The following is a 23,566-nucleotide window of genomic DNA, read 5'->3' on the forward strand; positions in this document are numbered from 1 at the left end:
GATACGGAAGTCACGCATGATCATCGATTGTCACGGCCACTACACGACCTCGCCGCCCCAGCACGAAGCGTGGCGCATGCAGCAGATCGCCGCGCTGAAGGACGGCGCCGCGCCGCCGCCGCGCCCCGCCATTTCCGACGATGAGATCCGCGAGAGCATCGAGGGCGGGCAGTTGCGCATTCAGCGCGAGCGCGGCACCGATCTCACGATCTTCTCGCCGCGCGCCGCCGGCATGGGCCATCACCTCGCCACCGCCGACGCCAACGCAGTCTGGTCGGCCGAATGCAACGACCTCGTGCATCGCGTGTGCGCGCTCTTTCCGCGCAACTTCGTCGGCGTCTGCCAGTTGCCCCAGGCGCCGGGCGTGGCGCCGGAGAACTGCATCGCCGAGTTGCGGCGCTGCGTCGAAGAACTCGGTTTCATCGGCTGCAATCTGAATCCGGATCCGTCGGGCGGCCACTGGTCCGGGCTGCCGCTCACCGACCGCTCGTGGTATCCGCTCTACGAAGCGATGGTCGAGCTCGACGTGCCCGCGATGATCCACGTTTCGTCGTCGTGCAATCCCAACTTCCATGCGACCGGCGCGCATTACATCAACGGCGACACCTCCGCGTTCATGCAGTTGCTGCAGGCGGATCTGTTCGCCGATTTCCCGACGCTCAAGTTCATCATCCCGCACGGCGGCGGCGCGGTGCCTTATCACTGGGGACGTTATCGCGGGCTCGCGCAGGACATGAAGCGGCCGCTGCTCACCGAGTATCTGCTGAAGAATGTTTTCTTCGATACCTGCGTGTATCACCAGCCGGGCGCCGAACTGCTCGCGAAGGTGATCCCGGCGAAGAACATCCTGTTCGCATCGGAGACGATCGGCGCGGTGCAGGGCGTCGATCCCGAAACCGGCCATTACTTCGACGACACGCGCCGCTATATCGACGCGATCGAATGGCTCAGCGACGCGGATCGCCAACTTATCTATGAGGACAACGCGCGCGCCGTCTACGGGCGCCTGTCCGCGCAACTCGCACGACAACACTCGACTGAAGGAGCGACGACATGAATCCGGCCGGATGGCGCGAATACGAATCCGCGCCCCAGGCGAGCGCCGCGACGCTCGCCGCCTTGCGCGAACTCGCGGTATCGCTTCTGAGCGACAACATGGCCCGCGTGAGCGGCACGACTGGCCTGCGGCCGTTTCATCGGCCGAAGCCGATGGCGGGAACCGCGGTCACCGTGCGCACGCGCGGCGGCGACAATCTCGCGATTCATCGCGCGTTCGACTATTGCCGTCCGGGCGACGTGCTCGTCATCGACGGCGCGGGAGAGCTCACGCAGGCGCTGATGGGCGACATCATGGCGAGCTTCGCCGAAAGCATCGGCGTGCAGGGCCTCGTGATCGACGGCGCGATCCGCGATGTCGGTGAGTTGAGTCAGCGCGATTTCCCGGTGTACGCGCGCGGCGTGACGCATCGCGGGCCGTACAAGCATGGACCGGGAGAGATCAACGTGCCGGTGACGGTCGGCGCAATGGTGGTGCATCCGGGCGATATCGTCGTCGGCGATGAAGACGGCGTTCTCGCCATCGCGCCGGCGGATGTCGAAGCGGTGATCGAGGGTGCGCGCAAGCAGGCGGCAAAGGAAGCGGCGGCGCTGAAGTCCATCGCGGAAGGCCGTTTCGATCGTTCGTGGGTCGCGCCTCAGCGCGATCGCATGATGAACGGTTGACGGCTTGCTGAACCGTTGCGGATGCGCGCATGATGGCGCGTCCGCCTTCGACTACATCGCCCATGCCCGACTATCTCGACTCCGCCGCACTGATCGCGCTCGCACGGCACGCGGATGCCGAGGCTCCCGGCGCTTGCACGTGCACGAAAACGCCGCTCGACGGCTGGCAATCGCAGCCGCTTTCCCTCGACGAAGCGCAGTTCCGCGAGATCGGCACGCTGGTTTCGGAGCACGATCCGGAGCCCACGTTTGCCGAATATCTGCCCGGCAAGATCAATTACTGGTCGGCCGATGCGCCCATTGCGCCACGCTATTTTCCGTATAACCGCTGCGGCGTGTGGGCATGTTCATCGTGTGGGCGACTTTATCTGCGCTACACGGAAGGTGGCGGCTATTTCGTCGATCGCAGGATTCGTGCGGTGCGTTGGAATTTGATCGAAGACGTCTCGCTGTGAGCGTCGATTGCTTTTCGTCGAAAGTCGCGGGTCTCGTTACACGAGCAGAAGCGACCCAGACCGTAGCCGCTGTCAAATTGAATATCGATTCTGCGGGCCACGCACATATTTCTTTTTCGCGATTTCAAGCAGCGCTTCGCGAAACTCGTCGAATGCGACGAGATACGCCCGCTCGTCGGAACCCAGCGCGGGTTGAAAACTCTTGAGCGTTGCGCTGCCGACCTCGAACATGATTTCGCGCGATTCGTCATGGCCCCAGAAGAACACGCAATGCCGCGCGGCATCGTAGCTTCGGCTCGGATTCGGAAAATGGAGGGCCATGATGAGTCTTTACGGCGTGGGCGGAAATCGCCACTTGCTGGCGGTGGAATCGATGAGCGAGTAGCTGATGCGCCTTTGATCCGCCCGGTTAGCGTCCTCAGTCCTGAGAAGAAGCAGCCGTGCCCGACGATCCCGGTTGTAAGCAGTCTCATCTGCCGCAGGCGGGATAGCTTTCTTGATATCTGATCGCATGACTACCTCTGAAAGACCGGTCCACATAGTGAGGGCGGTCTAATCACTATATACCCTTCCCGCCGCACGAACTCTCTTTATTACGCCATGTCATCGGGCGATCGAAGTTCTGGTCCGTAGCGGCCCGAATAGTCCTCGACCAACAACGCTCCTACGCGACAGCCGCCTGCCTCGCGTAACGCCCGTCCGGCACTCCAAGCCCCAGATGACTGCGCAACGTCTTGCCCTCATATGCGCGACGGAAAATGCCTCGCTGCTGAAGAATCGGCACGACACCCTCCGTAAAGGCTTCGAGACCATCGGGCAGAACGTCCGGCATCAGATTGAAGCCATCGGCGGCGCCGTTTTTGAACCAGTGCTCGATGTCATCGGCGACCTGCTCAGGCGTGCCTACGATCACGCGATGCCCGCCGCCGCCCGCCAGCGCACGAATCAGCTCGCGCACTGTGTAGCCATGCGTGCGCGCCTGCGCGAGCGTCGCGTTGAAGAAGGTGTGATTGCCGTTGCCGCCGTTCGGCGGCGCCAGATCGTCGGGCAAGCGCGCGTCGAGGGAAAGCGAATCGACTGGAACGCCGAGCGTCCCCGCAATCCGGTTCAGGCTGTATTGCAGCGGAATCAGATCGACGAGTTCATCGCGGCGGCGCAGCGCCTCGCTTTGCGTCGATCCGATGATCGTCGTCAGTCCCGCGAGCACTTTCACCGCGTTCGGGCCGCGTCCGTAACGCGCGGCGCGTGCGTTCAGGCCTTCGCGATAGGCACGCGATTCATCGAATGATTGAGATGCTGAAAACACCGCTTCCGCATGACGCGCGGCAAGTTCGCGCCCATCGCCCGATGCGCCCGCTTGCACCAGCACCGGGTGACCCTGTGCGGAACGCGGCACATTCAGCGCGCCCCGGACATTGAAGAATCGCCCGCGATGATCCGCCGGATGCACCTTGTCGAGATCGACGAAACGGCCACTCGCCTTCTGCGCGACGAACGCATCATCCTCCCAGCTATTCCATAACGTCTTGACGAGCGTCGCGAACTCGTCCGCGCGTGCATAGCGTGTCGCGTGATCGGGCACCGCATCGAGACCGAAGTTGCGCGCAGACGGCAAGTCCGCCGTCGTGACGATGTTCCAGCCCGCGCGTCCCCCACTGATCAGATCGAGCGTCGCAAACCGGCGCGCGATGTTATAGGGCTCGTTGTAACTCGTCGATGCAGTCGCGATCAGCCCGATATGCGTGGTCGCCGCCGCGACGCTCGTGAGCAGCAACGTCGGTTCGAGGGCCGTGATGGGACGCATGTCGAGTTGATCGGAGATCGCGGCGTTATCGGCAAGAAAAATTGCATCCAGACACGCGCGTTCGGCGATTTGCGCCAGGCGCACATAGTGATTCACGTCGAGAAAGACGTTCGGATCCGACGACGGCAAACGCCAGGCCGACGGCACGAATCCCGAATGAAGTGCGTTGATGTTCAGATGCAACTGGCGCGGGGCCTCGCCGCTCATGGAAAGCTCCAGGTGAAAAACACAACGTTTGATTCTGGAGCAGGAGGCCCTAGCGACGCCACGAACGATTTCGAGGAAGCATATGAACCGCAGCGCTAAACGGGGCACCGTCCGGGGGCGGCGCGCGACCGAATTCAGCGATGCGGCACAGCCATTGCTGCGTAAGGAGCGTACTCGTCGCTTCCTGGCTACCGGTTAGCGCGTTCGATGCGGCCCTCATACCGCGACGAAGCGCCTGGCGCCCGAGCCACCATTACCGCACCCTTACCACGGAGAAGACGACGATCGACTAAGTACACTGGGCAATCACGGCGCCTATTGCAGCTTACGCGAGTCCAAGTCTGCACAATGAACAACGCCGAATCGAACCCGTCTCAACCTCAGCAGAAAACGCAACAGGCCACGAGCCCCGGCACCACGCCGGCCACGGAGACCGCCCGCATCGATCCGCAAACGGCCGCCGCCGAACTCGATCCGGCATACGTACGGAAGACACCCGCGCCGCCTTCCGACGACCCGTCCCCGCTTCCCTCCATCGACGATAACCGGTCCACGGCATCGAGCGGCGATCCGGTCGTGCGCGCAAGCTCACGCATCGTCTCGACTGACAATGCGAACATGGAAGCCACGGACGATACGGTCGATACCGATCGCAAGAATCTCGATGCGAAACGCGATCTGTCGCCGATGCATGACAACGTCGTTGGCTCGAACGCGACGCTCGATGACAGCGTCGCGACGCCGGCGTTCGGGCTTGGTGGAATCGACAGCCGCTCGGACGGAAACCGGCCGTCGATCGCCTTGCGACCCGGATGGACGATGCGTCATGAAGGAACCATGCACTTGCCCACCAGCAACGGTGGCCGCACGGAGCACATCATCTTCATCGATCGGACTTCGAACTGATCGATTCTTTCCTTACCGATACTCATCCGCCATTTAACTCTCAGCGAGAAAGCCATGCCCCGTCTCAGTGCCAAACCCGAAGCCTTGCCGCCCGCGTTAGGCGTGCTTGCCCTTGCGGCTGCCGCAGCAGCGGCTGCTGCTCTATGGAATCGCCATAAGGCCAAACAAGCCGAGCGAGCGAACCCGCCGATCGGCCGATTCGTCGAGATCGACGGCGTCCGCCTGCACTACACCGACACGGGTCACGGCCCGTGCGCGGTGGTACTGCACGGCAACACTGTGCCGCTACAGGACTTCGAAGCGAGCGGTGTGATCGACCGGCTGGCGGAAAATCATCGCGTGATTGCTTTCGATCGACCGGGTTTCGGGTATAGCGACCGTCCGCGCAATCGGATGTGGACGGCGCAGGCTCAGGCAGCGCTGCTGCAGCGCGCGCTGCTTGACCTCGGCATCGAGAAGCCGACCGTGATCGGACATTCATGGGGTACGCTGGTCGCGCTCGCGCTTGCCGTCGATTTTCCCGAGCAGGTGCGCGGCCTCGTGCTTATTTCGGGCTATTACTTTCCGTCCGCGCGTCTCGATGTGGCCATGACGGCGCCAGCCGCCGTGCCGGTGCTCGGCGATGTCCTTCGATACACCGTTTCGCCCTTCATGGGCCGTTTAATGCTGAAGCAGACGGTAAAAGCGATGTTCGCACCGGCAACCATGCCCGATGATTTCTTCGACGCCATGCCTCGCGAGATGCTGTTGCGCCCGAGCCAGATTCGCGCGACATCGGAGGACGCGGCGTTCATGATTCCGGCGGCGGCGCGATTGCGTGCCCACTATCCTTCGATCGACGTTCCCGTGCGTATCTTCGCGGGTGTCGGCGACAAGATCGTCGATCCGGAATCGCAGTCCGCGCGCTTGCACGGCGTCTTGCCGAACAGCACGCTCGAAGTCGAACTGGATGCCGGCCATATGGTGCATTACAAGATTGCGGGCTTGGTCTGTGCCTCGGTCGCTGACATTGAAACACAGACGGGGCGCGCCGTAACCGATGGCGCTTCCGACGCCGCGCACACGGACGCCATCGCGGTATCGTGAGCGATGCCTGAGCACAACCTGCCGGCACCCGCGTCGACGGCGTGCCGGCCTGATTAAAGGAACGATCATGACAGACGAACATACGCCCGATGTCGGCGAAGGCCGGAAGAAGTCTGGCGACGCCATCGAGGATGCCGATATCCGCCAAAAGCTGGATGACGGCGATAGCGAGAAGATCGATGCGGTGCTCGAGGATCTCCGCGTGACGAAGCACGGCGACGACGCCGGAAAGCCGGATACCGAAGGATCGAACTCGTCGAGCAAGAATCTCGACGATGAGAAATCCTGATGCAGCCGTTCGCAATGGCAGCGGCTGTCTGATGCTTGCCGATACCTCAGCAGACGGATTTGCTCGCTTTACGCGCGGCTCGGCGGTGACGCGCTGTTCGCAGCGCGAAGCTCGCTTCGCTGTCGCCGCACACTTCGGTACCTCAGAAACGATGCGTCATTCCGAGCGCCACCATACTTTGCGACGACCCGAGCTCGGTCACTGACACCGCGGGCCAACTCATCGTCGAACTGCCGTGGTTCTTGATGTAGCCGGCGCGCGCATAAAACTGCGTTCGCTTCGAAATGCTGTGATCGATACCGAGTTCCACGCCCTCCGCGTGATCATCCGCGCCGCGCGCGTCGCGCCTGATCCCGGCGATTTCAATCGTGTCCGCCGGCGTTGCCTGGATCGTCGCGCCGATCTCCGCGAAGCTGTACGAATGCGCAGCACCGAGGCGCGCGGCCAGTGAGCCGGCGGGCGCGTCCTTCGAGCGGTTGTACGTGTAGTTCGCCTGCAGGTTCACAATGCCGATCCGATATGCAACGGCACCCGTGAAGCGCTCGGTGCCGAGCAGGTTCAAAGCGGCAGGCAACGCTGGCAGGTTCTCGGAACCGCCATGCTGATTCTGGTAGGCAAGTCCGACGAACAGGGCGTATCCGCTGTAAGTCATGGATATTGCTCGAGCATCGCCGTACGCTGTTCGGCTTGATGTAGGGCACATGCCAAGCGATGAAAGGCGGCAGCACGGTCATGCTGCAAGACGACTGCCTGCGACATCGAATGGGTATGCCTCAGGAGGCTAGGATCGACGATGGCCGCGCCCCCCTTCCTTTTCGGACGGGGACGCGCGGCACTTGTCCGTGAAATGCACCGCTGCGAGCGACTGCTTGACCTGATCGCGCTCAATTTTTGTGACGAGAAATTGTGCGACTTGAAACGGGATCGAGGCTCGAGTCCGGCCCGCGCGGTAGCGCGCTCATGCCCGGACTTTGCAGCGTCATGGCGCCGGCTATCGCGCAGCGGGCTATCGCATCAGCGTCATCGACGCAAGGCGTCACGCATCAGAACACGCGCCCTTCGGTCAGATGCGTCGTCACGCCGTTCAGCGCGTAATCGCCTATCACGCGCGCCTTGTGCAGCAGCGGGTTGTGACTGAAGATCGTGCGCAGATTGCGCCAGTGGCGGTCGAAGTTGTGCGCCCGCGATGTCGCCGATGCGCCGCCCGCCTCGAACATGCGCTCCGCCGCACTCAATGCGAGCTTGCTGACAACGATCTGCGTCCTGGCGGTCGCGAGCGCGCCTTCGAGCACGAGCGCGTCGGCGTTCGCATCGCCGTTGCGGATCGCTTGCGACGATCGTTCGAGCACGCGCGCGTTGTCGCGCACGAGCGCGTCGATCGCGTGGCTGTTCGCCGTGAGCTCGCCGACGACCTGCTGAATGAACGCATCCTCGCGCGCCGACGGCGCCGCGCTGTGCAGCACCGGACGCCCGTGCTTCAGCACATAGCGCTGCGCATCCGCGACGACATTGCGCACGATGCCCGCCGCCACCGCCACCAGATGCAACTGGCGCAATGCGCCGCCGTGGCGCCCCGCGAGCGTCGTCTGCACGCGCGGCGTGACTTCGTCGGCGTACACGATGAGATCGTCGAACTCGAGGCTGCCGCTCGCGGTCATGCGCTGCCCCATGCCATCCCAGTCGTCGAGCACGCTCAGACCCTCGCGTCGAACCGGCACGACCGCAATCGCCGCTTCGCCGTGTTCGTCCTGCACGTTCAGGCGCGCGTAGTCGGAAAACGCCGTGCCCGTTGCGTAATACTTGCGCCCGGTAAGACGAAAGTGATCGCCTTCGCGCCGCAGTTGCGTCGTGATTTCGCCGGGACGCGAGGTGCCCGCTTCCGTCGATGCGCCGCCGAAAATCGCGCCTTCCGCCACGCGCCTGATCTGCAATTCGTTGAACGGCGTGCGCGGCGAGAGCAGCAACGCTTCGGTCTGGTCGTAGTGGATGCGCAGTGCGTGCGCGACGTTGCTTTCGTGCGCGGCGAGCGTCGCGATCACCTCGAAAACGTCTTCGAGCGAGCCGCCGAGCCCGCCCCACTCCAGCGGGAAACGCAGCTTGCCCAAGCCCGATCGACGAAAGAGCGCGAACGCCTCGAAGGGCAGTTCACGACGCGTCTCGCGCGCGGCGGCGTCTTCGCCGATGGCCTTTGCCAGCTCGGGCAATGCGGCGAGCGCGGCTTCGAGGTTCTGATTTCTGTTCGACATGTGACGTGAATTTCCTGTTGTCCTGATGCGGGTTCTAAGCGGCCTGCGCATCGAAGCGCTTCCCGGGGATCGCATCGAGCAGCGTGCGCGTGTAGGCATGCTGCGGCGCGCGCCATATTTCGCGATGATCTCCGCTCTCGACGATGCGCCCGCCGTGCATCACATGCACGCGATCGGCGATATAGCGCACCACCGAAAGATCGTGCGATATGAAGAGATAGGCGAGCCCGAGATCGCGCTTGAGCTCGACGAGCAGATTGAGTATTTGCGCCTGAATCGACACGTCGAGGGCGGACACGGGCTCGTCGCAAATCAGCAGCGACGGTTCGAGCACGAGCGCACGCGCAATGCCGATGCGTTGCCGCTGTCCGCCCGAAAACTCGTGCGGAAAGCGCTTGAGCGCAATGCTCGGCAGGCCGACGCGATCGAGCATCGTCGCGGCGCGCGTGCGTCTTTGATGCGCGTCGCCGATACCGTTCACGGCCATCACCGTCTCCAGAATCTCACCGACGGTGCGTCGCGGGTTCAGCGATGCATACGGGTCCTGAAACACCATCTGCACCTGACGGCGCAGCGGCCGCAATGCGCGCTCCGACAGCGGCACGAGATCGGCACCGCGCAAGCGTATCGCGCCGTGCGTTGCAGGCACGAGTCGCAGGATCGCTTTCGACAGCGTCGATTTTCCGCAGCCGGACTCACCGACGAGGCCGACGGTCTCGCCTCGCGCGATATCGAACGACACCCCATCCACCGCACGCAATGCGCCCTTGCCGTGCCGATGCGCGTACTCAACCGTCAGATCCTGCAGCGAAAGCAACGGCGCGCTTTCATCGTGCACGACGCCGTCCGCGCGCGCGGCGCTCACAGGCGCGAGCGGCGTGACATTGAACGCGGGCGCGCCGTCGTCGCTGCGCACGTGCCGGATCTCCGGCAGCTTCCAGTCGCGGTAATGCAGATCCGTCGATACATTGAGCGATGCGCCCAGCAGACCGCGCGTGTAAGCGTGCGACGGCCGCTCGAAAAGCTGCGCGACGGGCGCTTCCTCGACTTTCTCGCCCGCGAGCATTACCGCAACGCGGTCCGCGTGCTCGGCCACGACACCGAGATCGTGCGTGATGAGCAGCAGCGACATCGACAGATCGCGCCGCAACTCGGCGAGCAAGTCGAGAATGCGCGCCTGAATCGTGACATCGAGCGCGGTGGTCGGCTCATCGGCGATCAAAAGACGCGGACGACAGGCCACGGCCATCGCGATCATCACGCGCTGCCGCTGACCGCCTGACAGCTCATGCGGATAGTCGGCCACGCGCCGGTGCGGCTCCGGGATATGCACGCGATCGAGCAGTTCGATCGCGCGCCGCGCCGCCGCTTCCTTCGACAGCGATTCATGCCGTCGCAAGGTCTCGACGATTTGCGCGCCGATGGACAGCACCGGGTTCAGCGACGTCATCGGCTCCTGAAAGATCATCGAAATCTGACTGCCGCGCACATCGCGCATCTCACGCGGCGTCCGGGCGAGCACGTCGCGTCCGTCGAAACGCACGCTGCCCGTCACGCGGCCGGGCTCGGGCACGAGCCGCATCAGCGAGAGCGCCGTCGCGGACTTGCCGCAGCCCGATTCGCCGACGAGCGCAAGCGTCTCCCCTTCGGCCAGGTCGAGGTCGATGCCGCGCACCGCGCGATGCGCGCCGAAACTCACACGCAAATCGCGCACTTCAAGAAGATTCGCCAATGTATCGGCCTCGGTCAGGAACGTTCGCGCATGCGCGGATTGAGTGCGTCGTTGAGGCCGTCGCCGAGCAGATTGAGCGCGAGCACCGCGAGCACGATCGCCGCGCCCGGGAGCGCAGTCAGATACCACGCGGTACGCAACGAATCGCGCCCCGCGCCGATCATGCCGCCCCACGTGACGACGTTCGGGTCGCCCATGCCGAGAAACGACAGCGACGATTCGATGAGAATCGCGCTCGCGACCATCACCGATGCGGTGACGATCACCGGCGGCAGCGCGTTCGGCAGGATCTCGCCGAAGATGAGGCGCGCGTCGGAAAAGCCCTGACTGCGCGCGGCGAGCACAAAGTCCGCCTGGCGCAGCGTGCGGAATTCGGCGCGCACGATACGCGCGACCGTCGGCCATGATGCAACGCCGATGGCGAGCGCGATCACCGTCACGCTCGGCCGTCCGATGGCGACGATCACGATCACGAGCAGAAACGACGGCACAGTCTGAAACAGCTCCGTGATGCGCACGAGAAGATCGTCGATCACGCCGCCGAAGAAGCCGGCAATCGCGCCGACGAGCGTGCCGATGACGAGCCCGATCGCCGCCGCCGATGCCCCGATCAGCAGCGATACGCGCGTGCCGTGCGCGATGCCCGCGGCGACGTCGCGGCCGAGCGAATCGGTGCCGAGCCGGTAGAGCGGATCGCTGCCGGGCCATTCGAAAGGCGCCGCGACCATGTCGAGCGGATCGCCGGGAAAAAGATGGGGCGCGGCGAGCGCGAGCGCAATGAACGCCGTCAGCAGGACGATGCCCGCGAGCGCCGAAGGATTGCCGAGCAGCGCACGCCAGACGCCCCGCGAGGCGTGCGCGGACGGCACGCCCCGAGCGCTTCGCGCGCCGAAGAGCGCGCCCGCAAGTTGTCGCCGCCATGCCGAGCCATGAGCGGATGAAGCAAGTTCGGTGGAATCGGAAGCCATGCGTATTCGAGTTGACGAGTCAGGCGATGCGCGGATCGAGCCACGCCTGCAACAGATCGACTGCCACGTTGGCGACGATCACGAGCAGCGACGAGAGCAGCAGCACGCCGAGCAGCACGCTGAAATCGCGGGCCATGACGGCATCCAGTGCGAGACGCCCGAGGCCCGGCCAGCTGAAGACGGTCTCGGTGACAGCCGCGCCGCCGAGCAGCGTGCCGAAATGAATGCCGATCATGGTCGTGAGCGGCATCAGCGCGTTGCGCAGCACGTGGCGCACCGTGACGCGCAATGGATGCAGTCCTTTCGCATGGGCGGTGCGCACGAAATCCTGGCGCTGGACTTCGAGCATCGCGGCGCGTGTGAGACGCGCGTAGATGGCGACGAAGAACGTCGCGAGCGTCACGGCGGGCAGCAGCACATGCCTCGCCACATCGGCGAACCGGGCGAAACCGTGCAGTTGCGCGCCGATGGTCACATCGCCGCCGCTCGGCAGCCAGCCGAGATGCACCGAAAACAGCACGATGGCGAGCAGCCCGATCCAGAAGCCCGGCGTCGAATAGAGCAGCAGCGCGAGCACGGACAACACGCGATCCGGCCACTTGCCCGCCCAATGCGCCATGACCGCGCCCAGCACGACACCCGCGACGAGCGCAAGCCCGAGCGCCGTTCCCATCAGCAGCAAGGTGTTCGGCAGGCGCGAAAGGATCAGTTGCAGCACGGGCGCGTCGTAGCGCGGCGAATAGCCGAGACTGCCGTGCGCGAGATGCGAAAGATACGCGCCGAGCTGATGCAGCACCGGCTGATCGAGGCCGAACTTCGCGCGCAATGCCTGGAGCGTTTCGGCGGTGGCGGAACCCGCTTCGCCGGCAAGCACGTCGGCGGCGTCGCCGGGCATCAGCTTCAGAAGGAAGAAGTTCAGGATCACGATGGCGAGCACCGTCGGCAGAGCCTGCCATGCGGTGCGTCGCGCGATTGCGGCGAAGCGCGTGCGTCGGTTCATCGCTCGCAATCCTCAGGCGCTCAGATAGACATCGGCGAGATTGCCTTCGAGCCCCTGCGCCGACACCGTGTGATTGCGCACCCGCCGGTTCGCGACCGTGACCATGCGCGGCGCGACGAGATTGAGAATCGGCAGATCGCGATAGACGATCTGCTGAAACTGCTGGTACAGCGCCACGCGCTTTGTCTCGTCGGTTTCGATCGACGCCGATTCGAGCAGCGCATCCACTTGCGCGTTGCTGTAATGCGGCGCGTTCGAGAACGGCACGCCGGGCCGAATATTCTTCGACCAGTAGAGGCGCTGCACGCCGACACTCGGATCGAACAACGTATTCACTCCGATGCTCGTGAAATCGAACTGCCGGTCCGCATACACGCGTTTGAGGAACGAGGGCAAATCCTGCGAGCGCACGGTCACGTCGATGCCCACGCGCGCGAGCGCCGATTTCACGTAATCGGCCTGACGGCGGTACATATCGCCGTAGGGCAGAAAATCGTGCGTCAACTGAAAGCGCGGGCCGCCGTTCTTGCGGGGATAACCTGCGGCGTCGAGCAGCTTTTCCGCGTTCGCGGTATCGAACGGATAAGGCGCGAGCTTTGCATCGTGGTAGGGCGATGCGGGCGTGATCGGCGTCGGCGAGATATCCGCATAGCCGTAGGCGATCGTCTTCTGCACGACTTGCGGATTGATCGCATGCGCGATCGCCTGGCGCACGCGGACATCTTTCAGGATCGGATGATCGAGATTGAAGTCGATCTCCGAAAGCGGCTCCAGGAAGCGATAACCGCGCGTTTCCACGGCGAGTTGCGGCAATTGCGTAAGACGCGGCAAATCCGAGAGCGGCACGGGATTTTCACCGCCGAGGTCGAGCGCGCCGGTTTCGAACGCGGCGGACCGCGCGGCGGCATCGGGAATCACCTTGAACACGAGCGAATCGATGTAGGGCTTGCCCGCGTCCCAGTAATCCGGATTGCGCTCGTAGACGATGCTCGCGCCGCGCGCCCATGACTTGAAGCGGAACGGCCCGGTGCCGATGGGCGCATTGTTGTGCGGGTTGGTTAGCGGATCACCGTTCGCATACAGATGTTTCGGCACGATCGGCGATTCGCCGGCGGACAGCGCCTTCAGCAGATACGGCGCGGGCTTCGACAATTCGATGATCGCGGTGCGCGCATCGGGCGTCGATACGCGCGTCACGTTGGCGAAGGTGCTGCGTCCGCGCGGATGAATCGATTTCAACAGTTCGATGGAGAACGCGACATCCGCCGACGTGAACGGCTCACCATCGTGCCACTTCACGTTCTGACGCAGCGTGAACGTGTATTTCAGGCCGTCCGGGCTCGCGTTCCATGCGGTCGCGAGTTGCGGCTTCGGTTTGAGATCGAAGTCATAGGCGAGGAGGCCTTCGAGCACCTTGGAACTTGCGACGAGCGCGGGTCCTGTCGTCTGAAAGATGGAGACGAGCACGGGCGGCTCGGGGTTGATCAGCATGTTGAGCGTGCCGCCACGTTTGGGCGTTGCGTCTTGCGCGTATGCGAGTAGAGACAGGCCGGCGGACGCGAGCGCCACGCCCGATGAAACCAGAAAATCGCGTCGGTTGAAGCCTGCCATGTCTTGCCGTTCCTATTTGTTCGTTGTTCGACGACGGCCTGTGATGCGCCGCAGCGAGCACGATAAAACGGCGGCGCGCGCGAGTGAACGAACGGTTACGCATAAGAAAAGCATGACGCTTCGAAAAGCATGTGACGCTGTAAGCGATAACGAATCGCAACGATAAGAACGGCGCCTCAGCAGCCCTGGATGATGCGGGTCAGGCCGACGTCGGTTACTGGCTTGGTGACGTAACCGTCGAATTCCGCGATTTCGTCTTCTTCGAGATCGACTCTACCCGTTACCGCGACGATGCAGGCGTGCGTCGAGCTTCCTGCCGAACGGATGTATTTACACAGGGTGAGACCGTCGATATCGGGCAGGCCGATGTCCATGAAAATGGCGTCGTATCGGGTTTCGGCGGCGAGGCGCAGCGCGACGCCGCCGTCATGAGCGAGGTGCGATTGATGACCGAGAGAACCGGCAAGCGCTGCAAACGCCTCGGCCGAGCCGACGTCATCCTCGACGAATAGAAATAGCATGTCGTCCTCGAAAAATGATCGTAGCTTGTCTGTAAAGGGCGTTGCGCCTGAATCGTCATCGCTGATGGTTCGCGTGATGTCGACGCCGGCGCGTCAGGCCGGTGCAAAACTTCCGAGCATGGGCCGTGCCCGCGTCATCTTTGGCTCGCTCGGCTGACGGCGGCGGCAGAGGATGTTCATTGGTCTGCGGGTCCTTTCGTCCGCTGCCGCGATGCTGCCAAGCGTTTACCGCTTATTTTCGCGGCTTGCAGCGTGTGAATCTCGCTTAGTGCGAGTCAGCGTACTTATCCATCAATTTTGGGTACGACGGTTGCGTTCAATATAGCGAGCGCCGCGTGCTCTCCGCGTTGGACGGGCTCATGCACGCAATCGGTGATAACGGGTCAATTTCGCAATCGCTCCATGCCACCCGATGACAGGCGTGCTCCGACCCGCCGCCGTATCAGAACGCCTTGTCGATCCCGACGCACTCGCGGGATCTCTTTTTATCCGGTAGCAGGAGCGTCGGTTCCATGAAACTTCGTGTTGGCTTCCAGTTGACCTATGCCTGCACACAGGCGACGCCTGCTGTGCTGATGATGAACACGCACCCATCGATGGCGCAAAACGTGTTGGAGGCCGATCGCATTTCATTCGATCCGCCATTGTCTTTCACGCACTACTACGATGCATTCGATAACCTTTGCACACGCATCGTCACGCCCTCGCAGGGTCCGCTCATCGTGGCAACCGAAGGGGTGCTCGACGTGCCGGATATGCAGGAGACTTATCCCGCGGACGGCAGTCAGCATCCGGTGGAGTCTTTGCCGGTCGATTGCCTTCAGTTTCTTCTCGGCAGTCGCTACTGCGAAACGGATCTGCTCTCGGACACGGCCTGGAGGCTGTTTAGCGGCGTTCCCGCCGGTCGCGCCCGGGTGCTCGCCATCTGCGATTACGTGCATGGTCATATCAAGTTCGACTATCGCTTCGCCCGACCCACCAGAACGGCATTCGAAGCCCACAGCGAAGGAATCGGCGTTTGCCGGGACTACGCGCATCTGGCTATCGCGCTGTGCCGCGCCATGAATATTCCCGCCCGGTATTGCACGGGCTACATCAGCGATGTCAATCTCCCGCCGCCCTACGCGGATCAGGATTTCTGCGCATGGTTCGACGCCTACCTCGGCGGCACATGGCAAACCTTCGATCCGCGCAACAACGCACCGCGCACGGGCCGGGTGCTCATGGCGCGTGGCCGTGACGCGGCCGACGTGCCGATCAGCATGACTTTCGGAGACGCCGATCTGATCAAGTTCAAGGTCATTTGTGAGCCGCATGAATAATCCCCGGGCTTGTCGCGCCGCTTCAATCTTTCCAGGCCCACAATGAAGACCTTCCACTGCACCGCTTGCGGGCATCTGATCTTCTTTGAAAACGTTCAATGCGAACGCTGCGGCATGTTGCTCGGTTTTATCCCTGAATCAGGTGAGATGAGCGCGTTCGTCAAGGAAAGCGCGGGTCGTTGGAGGGCACAGCTCACGGGCGACGGTGCGCTTTACAGGCCGTGTCATAACTACGCCGTCGAGAAGGTATGCAACTGGATGATCCCGGTTGAATCCGACAATCGGTTCTGTCAGTCGTGCCGCCTCACCTCCGTCATTCCGAATCTCAGAGCGCGTCGACGTAAAGGTTATTGGTCGAGATTGGAAGCCGCGAAGCGCCGCTTGCTCTACACGCTGGCCGTCCTGGGACTGCGGATCGAGACGCGCGAACAAAATCCCGAAACGGGTCTGCAATTCGAGTTTCGCGAGAGTCTTCGTGATTCAAAGGTCACGACGGGCCACGACAACGGTCTTATCACGATGAACATCGCCGAGGCCGACGATCTTCGACGGGAGCGAGTGCGCATTGCGTTAGGGGAACCGTATCGGACTTTGCTCGGGCACTTCAGGCACGAGATAGGACACTACTATTTCGACCGGCTGGTGGCGGGCACGAAGCATTTGCGAACGTTCAGGGCGCTGTTCGGCGATGAGCGCATCGACTATCGCGATGCGCTGAAAACGCACTATCGGAACGGCGCGCCGGCGGATTGGGGAAAGGCGCACGTCAGCGCTTATGCCACCATGCACCCCTGGGAGGATTGGGCCGAGACATGGGCACATTATCTACATATGGTGGACACGGTCGGCACGGCTCGGGCATGCGGGATCAGTATCGATCCCGAGAATTTAAGCGAGCCCGACACAGTGGATCGAGCGAAGTCCTCTTCGCCGTCCTTCGATGAGCTCATCAAACAGTGGTGTCCCCTCACCTATGCGATGAACAGCCTGAATCGAAGTCTGGGCATGCCCGACCCTTATCCGTTCACGCTCGCACCGGTAGCCGTTCAGAAACTCGAATTTGTACATCGCGTAATCGATGCACAAAGGACGGCTGTATAAGCGGATAGTTTGGAGAGGCGAAACCGGCGGACAGCGCCGGCATCGAACCAGCAGCCGGATGCGTGCCCGCGGTGGCCCGAGTCCTGTCGACCGAGCCCTTTAAAGCAGCGAGACTGAACGGCTACTTCTTCTTTTGAGCACTCGTCAAACCCGTGGTCCTGGGAACGGGGACCTTGAAGGGATCGGCGACTGGAGAAGAGATTTTCTTCGGTTGCTTGGGCTTTTTCGCCTCGCGATTACCACGTAATTGACCCTTTGCCATTTTTCCACCCCTGTTCGGCGACCATGAACAGGTCGCTCTATCGGGCATTTTGGACCTGTTCGCGGTTGCTGTCGCGATCTATTTCGAGAGTTGGCCGCATACCGTGCAAACGCGGCCTTTACATGAACGATCCGACGATTGTCCTTGCTTTGTCGGTTCATTCGGCGCACCCTTGCGCGGCGGGCCGCATCGCTGCGAGTGAATGAAGTTGCGTGGGCGGTCGACATCATGTCCAGGAAATCCGCGTAGGACGCTGCGCGCGAAAGGGCGCCTGACGCCCCTTTTTCTTTTTCGTCGTCATCGAAGCCTCTGTGTCAACGACCTCCTTCTTATGGGCATCAATATGCAAAAGCAACCCTCGGTCTACCCCGCTACGCAGTTCAGAAAGCCGGAAGTTTCGATAACCCAGAAAGCGCGAGCCGAGTCCTTGCGGCAAGCGGATTTGGATCGCGCCGAAAAGCGGCTTCGGGACGATGCGCGCATCGATGTCAACGCTGCGAAATGGCGTTACGTCTGTACGGGCAGTTAGGCGAGAAAAAGAATAGAAGTTGGCTCAGCCGATACCGAGCCGATTCATCGTACCAATCGGTTGCTCTTTCGGTCGTCGACGTCAACATTGATGCGCCGCAAATTGGCCGCAACAAGCAGTATTCAGCCACGCGCGATATCAGAACGCTCACCTGACAATACCGCGCAGATCGGCGTATCTTTACTTCCCAGCGCACTTCCCCGGGCTTGCCGCCGTCCGCGTGCGAGGGCAATGTCCATCGTCCAGTGCGTTTGAACAACCTCGTCAAAAGGGAGATTCACAATGAATGCACGAAAACCACTCGCCGTGGCGGCCAGCATCCTCGTGATCGCCGCATCGTTCAACTTGGGAATCGTGAGCGCCTACGCCCAGAGCAGCGACGCCGCATCGGCGGCACCGGCCGCGCCGAGCGCGAAATCGACCAAAGCGGCCAACAGGCAGCTCGCCAAGGATGTGCGCAAGAGCCTCACCAAGGTAAAGGGTTTGAGTACATCGAACATATCGGTTCGTGCGAACGGCGGCGCTGTGACGCTCGCGGGCACCGTCCCCGATGCCGCGCAAATCGACCAGGCAACCGAAGCGGCCAAGGCGACGGCCGGGGTGACGTCCGTCAGGAACGCGCTGACGATCCGCGAAATCGGGCAATAAGGCAGGCCTGCTTCGCCACGTGGATCGGCAACGAGAATTCATGCCGGTCCACGGCGGATAACGATGCGGCATGTCTCTGCGGAGCTTGATGTCGCTGGGCGTATCAATGCCTTCCGAAACATGTCTTGAACCGGGAACGTTGGCGATATAGTGACTCGCAAAGCGGCAGACTCGCTGTACTGGCTCGACCGCGTGACATTCCTCCAACGAGTGCCCTGTCATGAAAACGATCCTTTCCCTTCTCGCGGCGACCGCGCTCTGCATCGCCCCGCTCGTAGCCAGTGCGCAGCAAAACGTTCGTATCGGTGTTTCCGCGCCGCTTACGGGCATGGGCGCGGCCAATGGCAAGGACATCGAAAACGGCGTGCGTCTGGCTGTGGAAGAGGCGAACGCTCAACACATGAACATCGGGGGACAGCCGGTTCAGTTCGAGCTTGCTTCCGTCGATGATCAGGGCGATCCGCGCATCGGCGTTCAGGTGGCGCAGAAGCTCGTCGACGACGGCGTCGTGGCCGTGGTCGGCTACTACAACTCAGGCGTGGCACTTCCTTCCTCGCCGATATTCGCGCGCGCGGGCATTCCGCTGATCGATCCGGCGGCAACGAATCCGGCCATCACACGGCAGGGATTGGACAATGTGTTTCGCATCATCGCGACCGACACGCAGAACTCCGGCAACGCCGGCACGTATGCCGTCAACGTGACGAAAGCGAAGCGCATCGCCGTGATGGACGACCGGACCGCCTTCGGACAAGGCGCGGTCGAGGAATTCAAGAAGGCCGTGAAAGCGGCCGGCGGCCAGATCGTATCGGAGGAATACACCAACGACAAAGCCGTCGAATTCAACGCGCAACTCACGAACATCAAAGCGGCCAACGCCGATCTTCTGTATTTCGGCGGGCTCGACGCGCAGGCGGGCCTGATCGCCAAGCGCATGAAGCAGCTCGGCATACGCGCACAGTTTGTCGGAAGCGGCGGGATCGCCGATAGCGTCTTCATCAGTTCCGCGGGAAGCGCGGCGGAAGGCGCAATGGCCTGGGAATACGGCCGGCCCGTCGATTCCTTACCCGAAGGCCGCGCGTTCGCCGAGAAATTCAAGAAACGCTTCGGCGCGGAAACGCTGACCTATGCGCCATTCGCCTATGACTGCGCGTGGCTTGCCATTACCGCGATGAAACAGGCGAATTCCGTGAAGCCTGCCGTGTTCATGCAGACTCTCCGTACGATGCAATACAACGGTATCACCGGACATATTTCATTCGATAAATACGGAGATCTGAATAACCCGACATCGACGCTTTATCAGGTGAAGTCGATGAAATGGCAACCGGTGACGACCATCGGCGCGGAGAAGTAAAGAAGGTCGCCGCATGTAGCAGTTTTATCGACCTTCGACGACCGGTATGCACAGCTTTATCCACAGAATCTGTGGATAAAGTCGTTGTCATTAGACGGCCGCGCTGCCTAATCCTTCGCTGACGGCCATTCGTTCTCGAAGACGCATTCTTCGATGGAACGGCGCTTCGCCCAATGCTCGGTCTCGAGCATCGGTGCATCGTAGAAGTGTTCGACATGTCCCACGCAGAGAATCGCGATGGGTCTCGCGCCCACGGGCATACTCAACAACGCGCCGACTTCCTGCGGATCGAACAGGGAAACCCAGCCCATTCCGAGTCCTTCCGCGCGTGCGGCGAGCCACATGTTCTGGATCGCGCAGGCTACCGAAGCGAGGTCCATTTCGGGAAGTGTGCGCCGTCCGAATACATGGTTCTCGCGGCCGTCCATCAGGGCCATGACGAGCACCTCGGCACAGTCACGCAGGCCCTCCACCTTGAGTCGCATGAACGAATCGCGCCGCTCGCCGAGGGCATCGGCTGTGAGCAGGCGTTCTCGTTCGACAGCGTCCCGCAACTGCGCACGACGGTGCGCACACGTGATGCGCACGATGCGCCAAGGCTGCATGAAGCCGACGCTCGGCGCATGCAGCGCCGCGTCGATGAGCCGCTGCATGACCGGCGGCGCGATGGGGTCGCTCACGAAGTGACGCATGTCGCGACGCTCGTGAATTGCGCGGTAGACCGCTTCGCGATCCGCCTCGCTGAATGCTTTTTCCATGGATTTCGGCGAAGGTTCAACTCGTGGACAAGCATGATACTGCGGGGGCTTTGGAACTCGCCCGAAAAGCCTTCCCACGCGGTGTGGCACTCAACCTGCTTGTCCTACAAAAGCCGCCAAATCGCAGCCGAACATTGATTCGCCCCGCTATTAGCGATACCTTTACATCCATCCTGGTCGTCGAATCCCGTCAACGCGTGGAGAACCGTTTCGTGAAGAAAGCGTGGGTTTTCTGCTGCATCGTTGCCTCGAGCGCGATTGTCGGCGGATGCGGCAAAGGGGGATCGCAAAACGCTACGGAAGCTTCGGGCGCATCCGCGAGCCAGGCGCCGGTCCAGCCGGCGCAGGGCGCGAGCGATATACCCTCCGCATCCGGTGCGCTGGGCGCTATCGCCAAGGCGCAGCTACCCGGCGAAGCAGCGGAGACACTGCGGCTGATCAAGGCGGGCGGCCCGTATCCTTTTAGCGAGGACGGCGTGGTGTTCCGCAACAGTGCGCTCTTGCTGCCGAAGCATCCGCGCGGCTACTACCACGCATACACGGTCCGCACGCCCGGCTCGACCGATCGCGGACAGCGCCGGATCGTATGCGGCGGACCGCGCAGGCAAACCGGCGAGTGCTATTACACCGACGATTACTACGTCAGCTTCAAGCGCATTGGGGAATGAGGACTAGCGGGCGCGGCAAACCGCGGACCGTGCCAACACACTTCCGCGGCGCGCCGCCGATCGAGAACCCTCGTTCGTCCGCCGAAGCCGATCATCGCTCCACAGGCCCGTCACTCGCGTCGCGTGCATACCTCATGCAAGGTGTTCAACCGCCGCACCGGCTCGACGACATAAGGATTCGTCTCATCCCACGCGTAGCCGGCCAGCACCGCGCTGATCATTCGGCGTATCGCCGGCGTCTGCTCGCGCGCAAAGATGATGTCCTGCAGCTTCCCTGTGTACCAGTTCTCGACGAAGGCGCGAAACGTGTCGATGCCCTTGCGCAGCGGCCAGTCGTATTGCGCCTGCCAATCGACGACCTCGCCGTTCAACTGACGCTTCAGCGTCTCGACGGCGAGATGCGCCGATCGCAACGCGATCGTCACGCCCGACGAAAACACGGGGTCCAGAAACTCGCCCGCATTGCCGAGCAGCGCGTAGCCGGGACCATGCAGCCGCTCTACGTTCGCCGAATATCCGCCGATATGACGCACGGGCATTAGAAAAGGCGCATCGCCGATCAGACGATTCAGCGTCGGTTCGCTGCGGATCAACGCACGGAGCTTCGCCTCGCGCTGCGCTTCGGGCACGTCGAGAAACGCCGCTTCCGCCACGCATCCGACGGAGGAACGTCCGTTCGCCAGCGGAATCATCCAGTACCACACGTCACGATGCTCGGGATGCACGGCGACGGTGATCTTGCTGCGATCGTGCGCATCGACAGGAATGCCGTCACGCACGTGCGTGAAGATCGCGGCGCGCGTCGGCATGCGCGTGGGCGCTTCGAGGTTCAAGAGACGCGGCAGCACGCGGCCGAAACCGCTCGCATCGAGCACGAAGCGCGCGTGCACCTGGTATCGCGTGCCCGCCTCGTCGGCAACTTCGAGCACGGGGGCGTTCCCGGTTTTCATCTCGAGCACCGTATGGCCGAAACGCACTTCGGCGCCCTGCTTCGCCGCGCGACGGATCAGCAGATCGTCGCACACCGCGCGCTCGACCTGGAATGTCGTGCCCCAGCCGTCTGAATGCTTGTCGCGGAAATCATAAGCCGACGCCTGATTGCGATGGACGAAGTGCGCCCCGTTCTTGTACTGAAAGCCGGCTTCCACGATGTCCTGCAACATGCCGGCCTCTTCGAGATACGCCATGCTTTGCGGCAAGAGACTCTCGCCGATCGAAAAGCGCGGAAAGTGCTGCCGTTCGAGCACGAGCACCGAACGCCCCGCTTTTCGCAGCAATGCCGCGGCGACCGCGCCCGAAGGGCCGGCTCCGATGATGGCGACATCGACGGAGGCATTCATCGAACATTCCTTATTCATTGCTATTCCCTTGAAGCGGACTTCGAACCGTAGGGCAAATACGACGTTTGCGCGACGAATCAGCGATTACAATCGAGCCGCCTCGTATCAAAGATTCAACTTCTACTTCATTACCGGATTCAATTGTGCAGAACACCGAATCATCCAGCGTGCCGTTCGTTTCTGAAACGGCGTTCGGCGTCTGGTTCCTGCGCACGCATACGTGGGAACATCATGTGCTGCGCGTCGCCATCAACGACCTCAAAGGCCTGATCGACGGCCCGCTGCCCGTTCGTCCCACGATCGTCGATGTCGGCTGCGGCCAGGGCATTTCATTTCGCCTGCTTGCAAAAGCGTTCACACCGCGACGGATCGTCGGCATCGATTTCCACGAGCCATCTCTCGCGCTCGCCGCGAAAGCCGCGCAAGCCTGCGAAGACAATGCCGACACCGCCGCCACACGCATCGAAGTGCTGCATGGCGACTGCGCGAATCTGCCGCTAGGCGATGCCAGCGCGGATATCGTCTTCTGCCATCAAACGTTTCATCATCTCGTCGAGCAGGAACGCGCGCTCGCCGAGTTCCGCCGCGTGCTCAAGCCCGGCGGCGTACTACTTTTCGCCGAATCCACGGACGCGTACATCAAGTCCTGGGTCATCCGGCTGCTATTCCGTCATCCGATGCACGTGCAAAAGAGCGCGGACGGCTATCTCGACATGATCCGCAACGGCGGCTTCAGCTTCGATTCCCGCAACGTGTCGCTGCCCTACTTGTGGTGGAGCCGCGCGAAGGACTTCGGACTGCTGGAGCGCATCGGCCTCTATACGCCGAAGCCCGGCAAGCGGCGCGAGACGCTTGTCAATGTCGCGGCCGTCAAGAGCGGCTGAGTGCGAAGCGGGGGGGGCCCGTCGCCCTGCGCGCCCCCCCCCCCGCCCTGTTGCCCCCACCAACAGAACCACCACATTCAAAACAACCCCCGCCATGCGCACGCCAACAACCTGGCCCCCCACCAACACCGCCACCACCCCTTCCCAAAA

General features: G+C 62.4%; 23 protein-coding genes. 12 read left to right on the forward strand and 11 right to left on the reverse strand.

Going from position 1 to position 23,566, the window contains the following annotated elements; all coding sequences use genetic code 11:
• Window positions 1-16: 16 nt before the first annotated feature.
• From NCT32_RS27355 to NCT32_RS27365, 3 genes are all read left to right on the forward strand, one after another.
• A complete protein-coding gene (locus NCT32_RS27355) occupies window positions 17-1,057 on the forward strand; it encodes an amidohydrolase family protein (RefSeq protein ID WP_061118685.1) in 1,041 nt (346 codons plus the stop codon).
• On the forward strand, window positions 1,054-1,722 hold the full coding sequence (locus NCT32_RS27360; protein WP_061118686.1) for an RraA family protein: 669 nt from the start codon (window positions 1,054-1,056) through the stop codon (window positions 1,720-1,722). Before NCT32_RS27355 ends, NCT32_RS27360 begins: the two co-directional genes overlap by 4 nt.
• A gap of 62 nt (window positions 1,723-1,784) precedes the next feature.
• Complete coding sequence (locus NCT32_RS27365; RefSeq protein ID WP_061118687.1) at window positions 1,785-2,177, forward strand: hypothetical protein; 393 nt, start codon at window positions 1,785-1,787, stop codon at window positions 2,175-2,177.
• A 72-nt stretch (window positions 2,178-2,249) separates the two neighbouring features.
• Here the strand turns inward: NCT32_RS27365 and NCT32_RS27370 are convergent, their stop codons facing one another.
• On the reverse strand, window positions 2,250-2,498 hold the full coding sequence (locus NCT32_RS27370; protein WP_061118688.1) for a DUF1488 domain-containing protein: 249 nt from the start codon (window positions 2,496-2,498) through the stop codon (window positions 2,250-2,252).
• Between the two features lie 343 nt (window positions 2,499-2,841).
• On the reverse strand, window positions 2,842-4,188 hold the full coding sequence (locus tag NCT32_RS27375) for an LLM class flavin-dependent oxidoreductase (protein WP_061118689.1): 1,347 nt from the start codon (window positions 4,186-4,188) through the stop codon (window positions 2,842-2,844).
• A 348-nt stretch (window positions 4,189-4,536) separates the two neighbouring features.
• Here NCT32_RS27375 and NCT32_RS27380 point away from each other — a divergent pair, with 348 nt between their 5' ends.
• The 3 genes from NCT32_RS27380 (at window position 4,537) to NCT32_RS27390 (ending at window position 6,469) form a co-directional block, all read left to right on the forward strand.
• Window positions 4,537-5,094: a DUF3005 domain-containing protein gene (locus tag NCT32_RS27380; RefSeq protein WP_061118690.1), complete on the forward strand. Its 558-nt coding sequence runs from the start codon at window positions 4,537-4,539 to the stop codon at window positions 5,092-5,094.
• A gap of 54 nt (window positions 5,095-5,148) precedes the next feature.
• Complete coding sequence (locus tag NCT32_RS27385) at window positions 5,149-6,180, forward strand: alpha/beta fold hydrolase (RefSeq protein ID WP_250490651.1); 1,032 nt, start codon at window positions 5,149-5,151, stop codon at window positions 6,178-6,180.
• A gap of 67 nt (window positions 6,181-6,247) precedes the next feature.
• Entirely contained in the window at window positions 6,248-6,469 is a 222-nt protein-coding gene (locus tag NCT32_RS27390; protein WP_061118691.1) for a hypothetical protein, read from the forward strand.
• A gap of 142 nt (window positions 6,470-6,611) precedes the next feature.
• On the opposite strand, the gene NCT32_RS27395 is transcribed toward NCT32_RS27390, so the two are convergent.
• The 7 genes from NCT32_RS27395 to NCT32_RS27425 all read right to left on the reverse strand — a co-directional run bounded on the left by NCT32_RS27395 (window position 6,612) and on the right by NCT32_RS27425 (window position 14,547).
• Window positions 6,612-7,172, reverse strand: coding sequence for a porin (locus NCT32_RS27395; protein ID WP_086961146.1), 561 nt, complete (start codon window positions 7,170-7,172; stop codon window positions 6,612-6,614).
• Window positions 7,173-7,512: 340 nt separating this feature from the next.
• A complete protein-coding gene (locus NCT32_RS27400) occupies window positions 7,513-8,715 on the reverse strand; it encodes an acyl-CoA dehydrogenase family protein (protein ID WP_061118693.1) in 1,203 nt (400 codons plus the stop codon).
• A 34-nt stretch (window positions 8,716-8,749) separates the two neighbouring features.
• Window positions 8,750-10,447 carry an ABC transporter ATP-binding protein gene (locus NCT32_RS27405; protein ID WP_061118694.1) on the reverse strand — a complete coding sequence of 566 codons (1,698 nt, stop codon included), beginning with the start codon at window positions 10,445-10,447 and terminating at the stop codon, window positions 8,750-8,752.
• A gap of 14 nt (window positions 10,448-10,461) precedes the next feature.
• Entirely contained in the window at window positions 10,462-11,415 is a 954-nt protein-coding gene (locus NCT32_RS27410) for an ABC transporter permease (RefSeq protein ID WP_061118695.1), read from the reverse strand.
• 19 nt (window positions 11,416-11,434) lie between these two features.
• Entirely contained in the window at window positions 11,435-12,415 is a 981-nt protein-coding gene (locus tag NCT32_RS27415) for an ABC transporter permease (protein WP_061118696.1), read from the reverse strand.
• Window positions 12,416-12,427: 12 nt separating this feature from the next.
• Window positions 12,428-14,026 carry an ABC transporter substrate-binding protein gene (locus NCT32_RS27420; protein ID WP_250490652.1) on the reverse strand — a complete coding sequence of 533 codons (1,599 nt, stop codon included), beginning with the start codon at window positions 14,024-14,026 and terminating at the stop codon, window positions 12,428-12,430.
• 176 nt (window positions 14,027-14,202) lie between these two features.
• Window positions 14,203-14,547 carry a response regulator gene (locus NCT32_RS27425; protein ID WP_061118698.1) on the reverse strand — a complete coding sequence of 115 codons (345 nt, stop codon included), beginning with the start codon at window positions 14,545-14,547 and terminating at the stop codon, window positions 14,203-14,205.
• A 512-nt stretch (window positions 14,548-15,059) separates the two neighbouring features.
• Between NCT32_RS27425 and NCT32_RS27430 the strand changes: the two genes are divergently transcribed.
• The 4 genes from NCT32_RS27430 to NCT32_RS27450 all read left to right on the forward strand — a co-directional run bounded on the left by NCT32_RS27430 (window position 15,060) and on the right by NCT32_RS27450 (window position 19,766).
• Window positions 15,060-15,869: a transglutaminase family protein gene (locus NCT32_RS27430; RefSeq protein WP_061118699.1), complete on the forward strand. Its 810-nt coding sequence runs from the start codon at window positions 15,060-15,062 to the stop codon at window positions 15,867-15,869.
• Between the two features lie 42 nt (window positions 15,870-15,911).
• Window positions 15,912-16,970 (forward strand): putative zinc-binding metallopeptidase, encoded by a 1,059-nt coding sequence (locus NCT32_RS27435; RefSeq protein ID WP_061118700.1) that lies wholly within the window; start codon window positions 15,912-15,914, stop codon window positions 16,968-16,970.
• 1,073 nt (window positions 16,971-18,043) lie between these two features.
• On the forward strand, window positions 18,044-18,409 hold the full coding sequence (locus NCT32_RS27445) for a BON domain-containing protein (protein WP_061118701.1): 366 nt from the start codon (window positions 18,044-18,046) through the stop codon (window positions 18,407-18,409).
• 220 nt (window positions 18,410-18,629) lie between these two features.
• The gene (locus NCT32_RS27450) at window positions 18,630-19,766 is read left to right on the forward strand and encodes a branched-chain amino acid ABC transporter substrate-binding protein (protein WP_250490653.1); all 1,137 of its coding nucleotides are present in this window, start codon (window positions 18,630-18,632) and stop codon (window positions 19,764-19,766) included.
• A 107-nt stretch (window positions 19,767-19,873) separates the two neighbouring features.
• Here the strand turns inward: NCT32_RS27450 and bluB are convergent, their stop codons facing one another.
• Window positions 19,874-20,524: a 5,6-dimethylbenzimidazole synthase gene (bluB, locus tag NCT32_RS27455; RefSeq protein WP_061118703.1), complete on the reverse strand. Its 651-nt coding sequence runs from the start codon at window positions 20,522-20,524 to the stop codon at window positions 19,874-19,876.
• 212 nt (window positions 20,525-20,736) lie between these two features.
• On the opposite strand from bluB, the gene NCT32_RS27460 reads away from it, so the two are divergent.
• Window positions 20,737-21,192 (forward strand): ribonuclease, encoded by a 456-nt coding sequence (locus tag NCT32_RS27460; protein WP_061118749.1) that lies wholly within the window; start codon window positions 20,737-20,739, stop codon window positions 21,190-21,192.
• Between the two features lie 110 nt (window positions 21,193-21,302).
• On the opposite strand, the gene NCT32_RS27465 is transcribed toward NCT32_RS27460, so the two are convergent.
• Window positions 21,303-22,550 carry an NAD(P)/FAD-dependent oxidoreductase gene (locus NCT32_RS27465; RefSeq protein WP_061118704.1) on the reverse strand — a complete coding sequence of 416 codons (1,248 nt, stop codon included), beginning with the start codon at window positions 22,548-22,550 and terminating at the stop codon, window positions 21,303-21,305.
• A gap of 125 nt (window positions 22,551-22,675) precedes the next feature.
• Between NCT32_RS27465 and NCT32_RS27470 the strand changes: the two genes are divergently transcribed.
• Window positions 22,676-23,416, forward strand: a complete 741-nt coding sequence (locus NCT32_RS27470) for a class I SAM-dependent methyltransferase (protein WP_061118705.1) — start codon at window positions 22,676-22,678, stop codon at window positions 23,414-23,416.
• Window positions 23,417-23,566: the final 150 nt, after the last annotated feature.

The sequence above is a fragment of the Caballeronia sp. INML2 genome (assembly GCF_023631365.1).
In the GTDB taxonomy this organism is placed as follows: Bacteria; Pseudomonadota; Gammaproteobacteria; order Burkholderiales; family Burkholderiaceae; genus Caballeronia; species Caballeronia turbans.

Bases quoted from the DNA above. Each gene is read 5' to 3' on its own strand.
- NCT32_RS27355 (WP_061118685.1), top strand. From the start codon at position 17: ATGATCATCGATTGTCACGGCCACTACACGACCTCGCCGCCCCAGCAC.
- NCT32_RS27360 (WP_061118686.1), top strand. From the start codon at position 1,054: ATGAATCCGGCCGGATGGCGCGAATACGAATCCGCGCCCCAGGCGAGC.
- NCT32_RS27365 (WP_061118687.1), top strand. From the start codon at position 1,785: ATGCCCGACTATCTCGACTCCGCCGCACTGATCGCGCTCGCACGGCAC.
- NCT32_RS27370 (WP_061118688.1), bottom strand. From the start codon at position 2,498: ATGGCCCTCCATTTTCCGAATCCGAGCCGAAGCTACGATGCCGCGCGG.
- NCT32_RS27375 (WP_061118689.1), bottom strand. From the start codon at position 4,188: ATGAGCGGCGAGGCCCCGCGCCAGTTGCATCTGAACATCAACGCACTT.
- NCT32_RS27380 (WP_061118690.1), top strand. From the start codon at position 4,537: ATGAACAACGCCGAATCGAACCCGTCTCAACCTCAGCAGAAAACGCAA.
- NCT32_RS27385 (WP_250490651.1), top strand. From the start codon at position 5,149: ATGCCCCGTCTCAGTGCCAAACCCGAAGCCTTGCCGCCCGCGTTAGGC.
- NCT32_RS27390 (WP_061118691.1), top strand. From the start codon at position 6,248: ATGACAGACGAACATACGCCCGATGTCGGCGAAGGCCGGAAGAAGTCT.
- NCT32_RS27395 (WP_086961146.1), bottom strand. From the start codon at position 7,172: ATGTGCCCTACATCAAGCCGAACAGCGTACGGCGATGCTCGAGCAATA.
- NCT32_RS27400 (WP_061118693.1), bottom strand. From the start codon at position 8,715: ATGTCGAACAGAAATCAGAACCTCGAAGCCGCGCTCGCCGCATTGCCC.
- NCT32_RS27410 (WP_061118695.1), bottom strand. From the start codon at position 11,415: ATGGCTTCCGATTCCACCGAACTTGCTTCATCCGCTCATGGCTCGGCA.
- NCT32_RS27415 (WP_061118696.1), bottom strand. From the start codon at position 12,415: ATGAACCGACGCACGCGCTTCGCCGCAATCGCGCGACGCACCGCATGG.
- NCT32_RS27420 (WP_250490652.1), bottom strand. From the start codon at position 14,026: ATGGCAGGCTTCAACCGACGCGATTTTCTGGTTTCATCGGGCGTGGCG.
- NCT32_RS27425 (WP_061118698.1), bottom strand. From the start codon at position 14,547: ATGCTATTTCTATTCGTCGAGGATGACGTCGGCTCGGCCGAGGCGTTT.
- NCT32_RS27430 (WP_061118699.1), top strand. From the start codon at position 15,060: ATGAAACTTCGTGTTGGCTTCCAGTTGACCTATGCCTGCACACAGGCG.
- NCT32_RS27435 (WP_061118700.1), top strand. From the start codon at position 15,912: ATGAAGACCTTCCACTGCACCGCTTGCGGGCATCTGATCTTCTTTGAA.
- NCT32_RS27445 (WP_061118701.1), top strand. From the start codon at position 18,044: ATGAATGCACGAAAACCACTCGCCGTGGCGGCCAGCATCCTCGTGATC.
- NCT32_RS27450 (WP_250490653.1), top strand. From the start codon at position 18,630: ATGAAAACGATCCTTTCCCTTCTCGCGGCGACCGCGCTCTGCATCGCC.
- bluB (WP_061118703.1), bottom strand. From the start codon at position 20,524: ATGGAAAAAGCATTCAGCGAGGCGGATCGCGAAGCGGTCTACCGCGCA.
- NCT32_RS27465 (WP_061118704.1), bottom strand. From the start codon at position 22,550: ATGAATAAGGAATGTTCGATGAATGCCTCCGTCGATGTCGCCATCATC.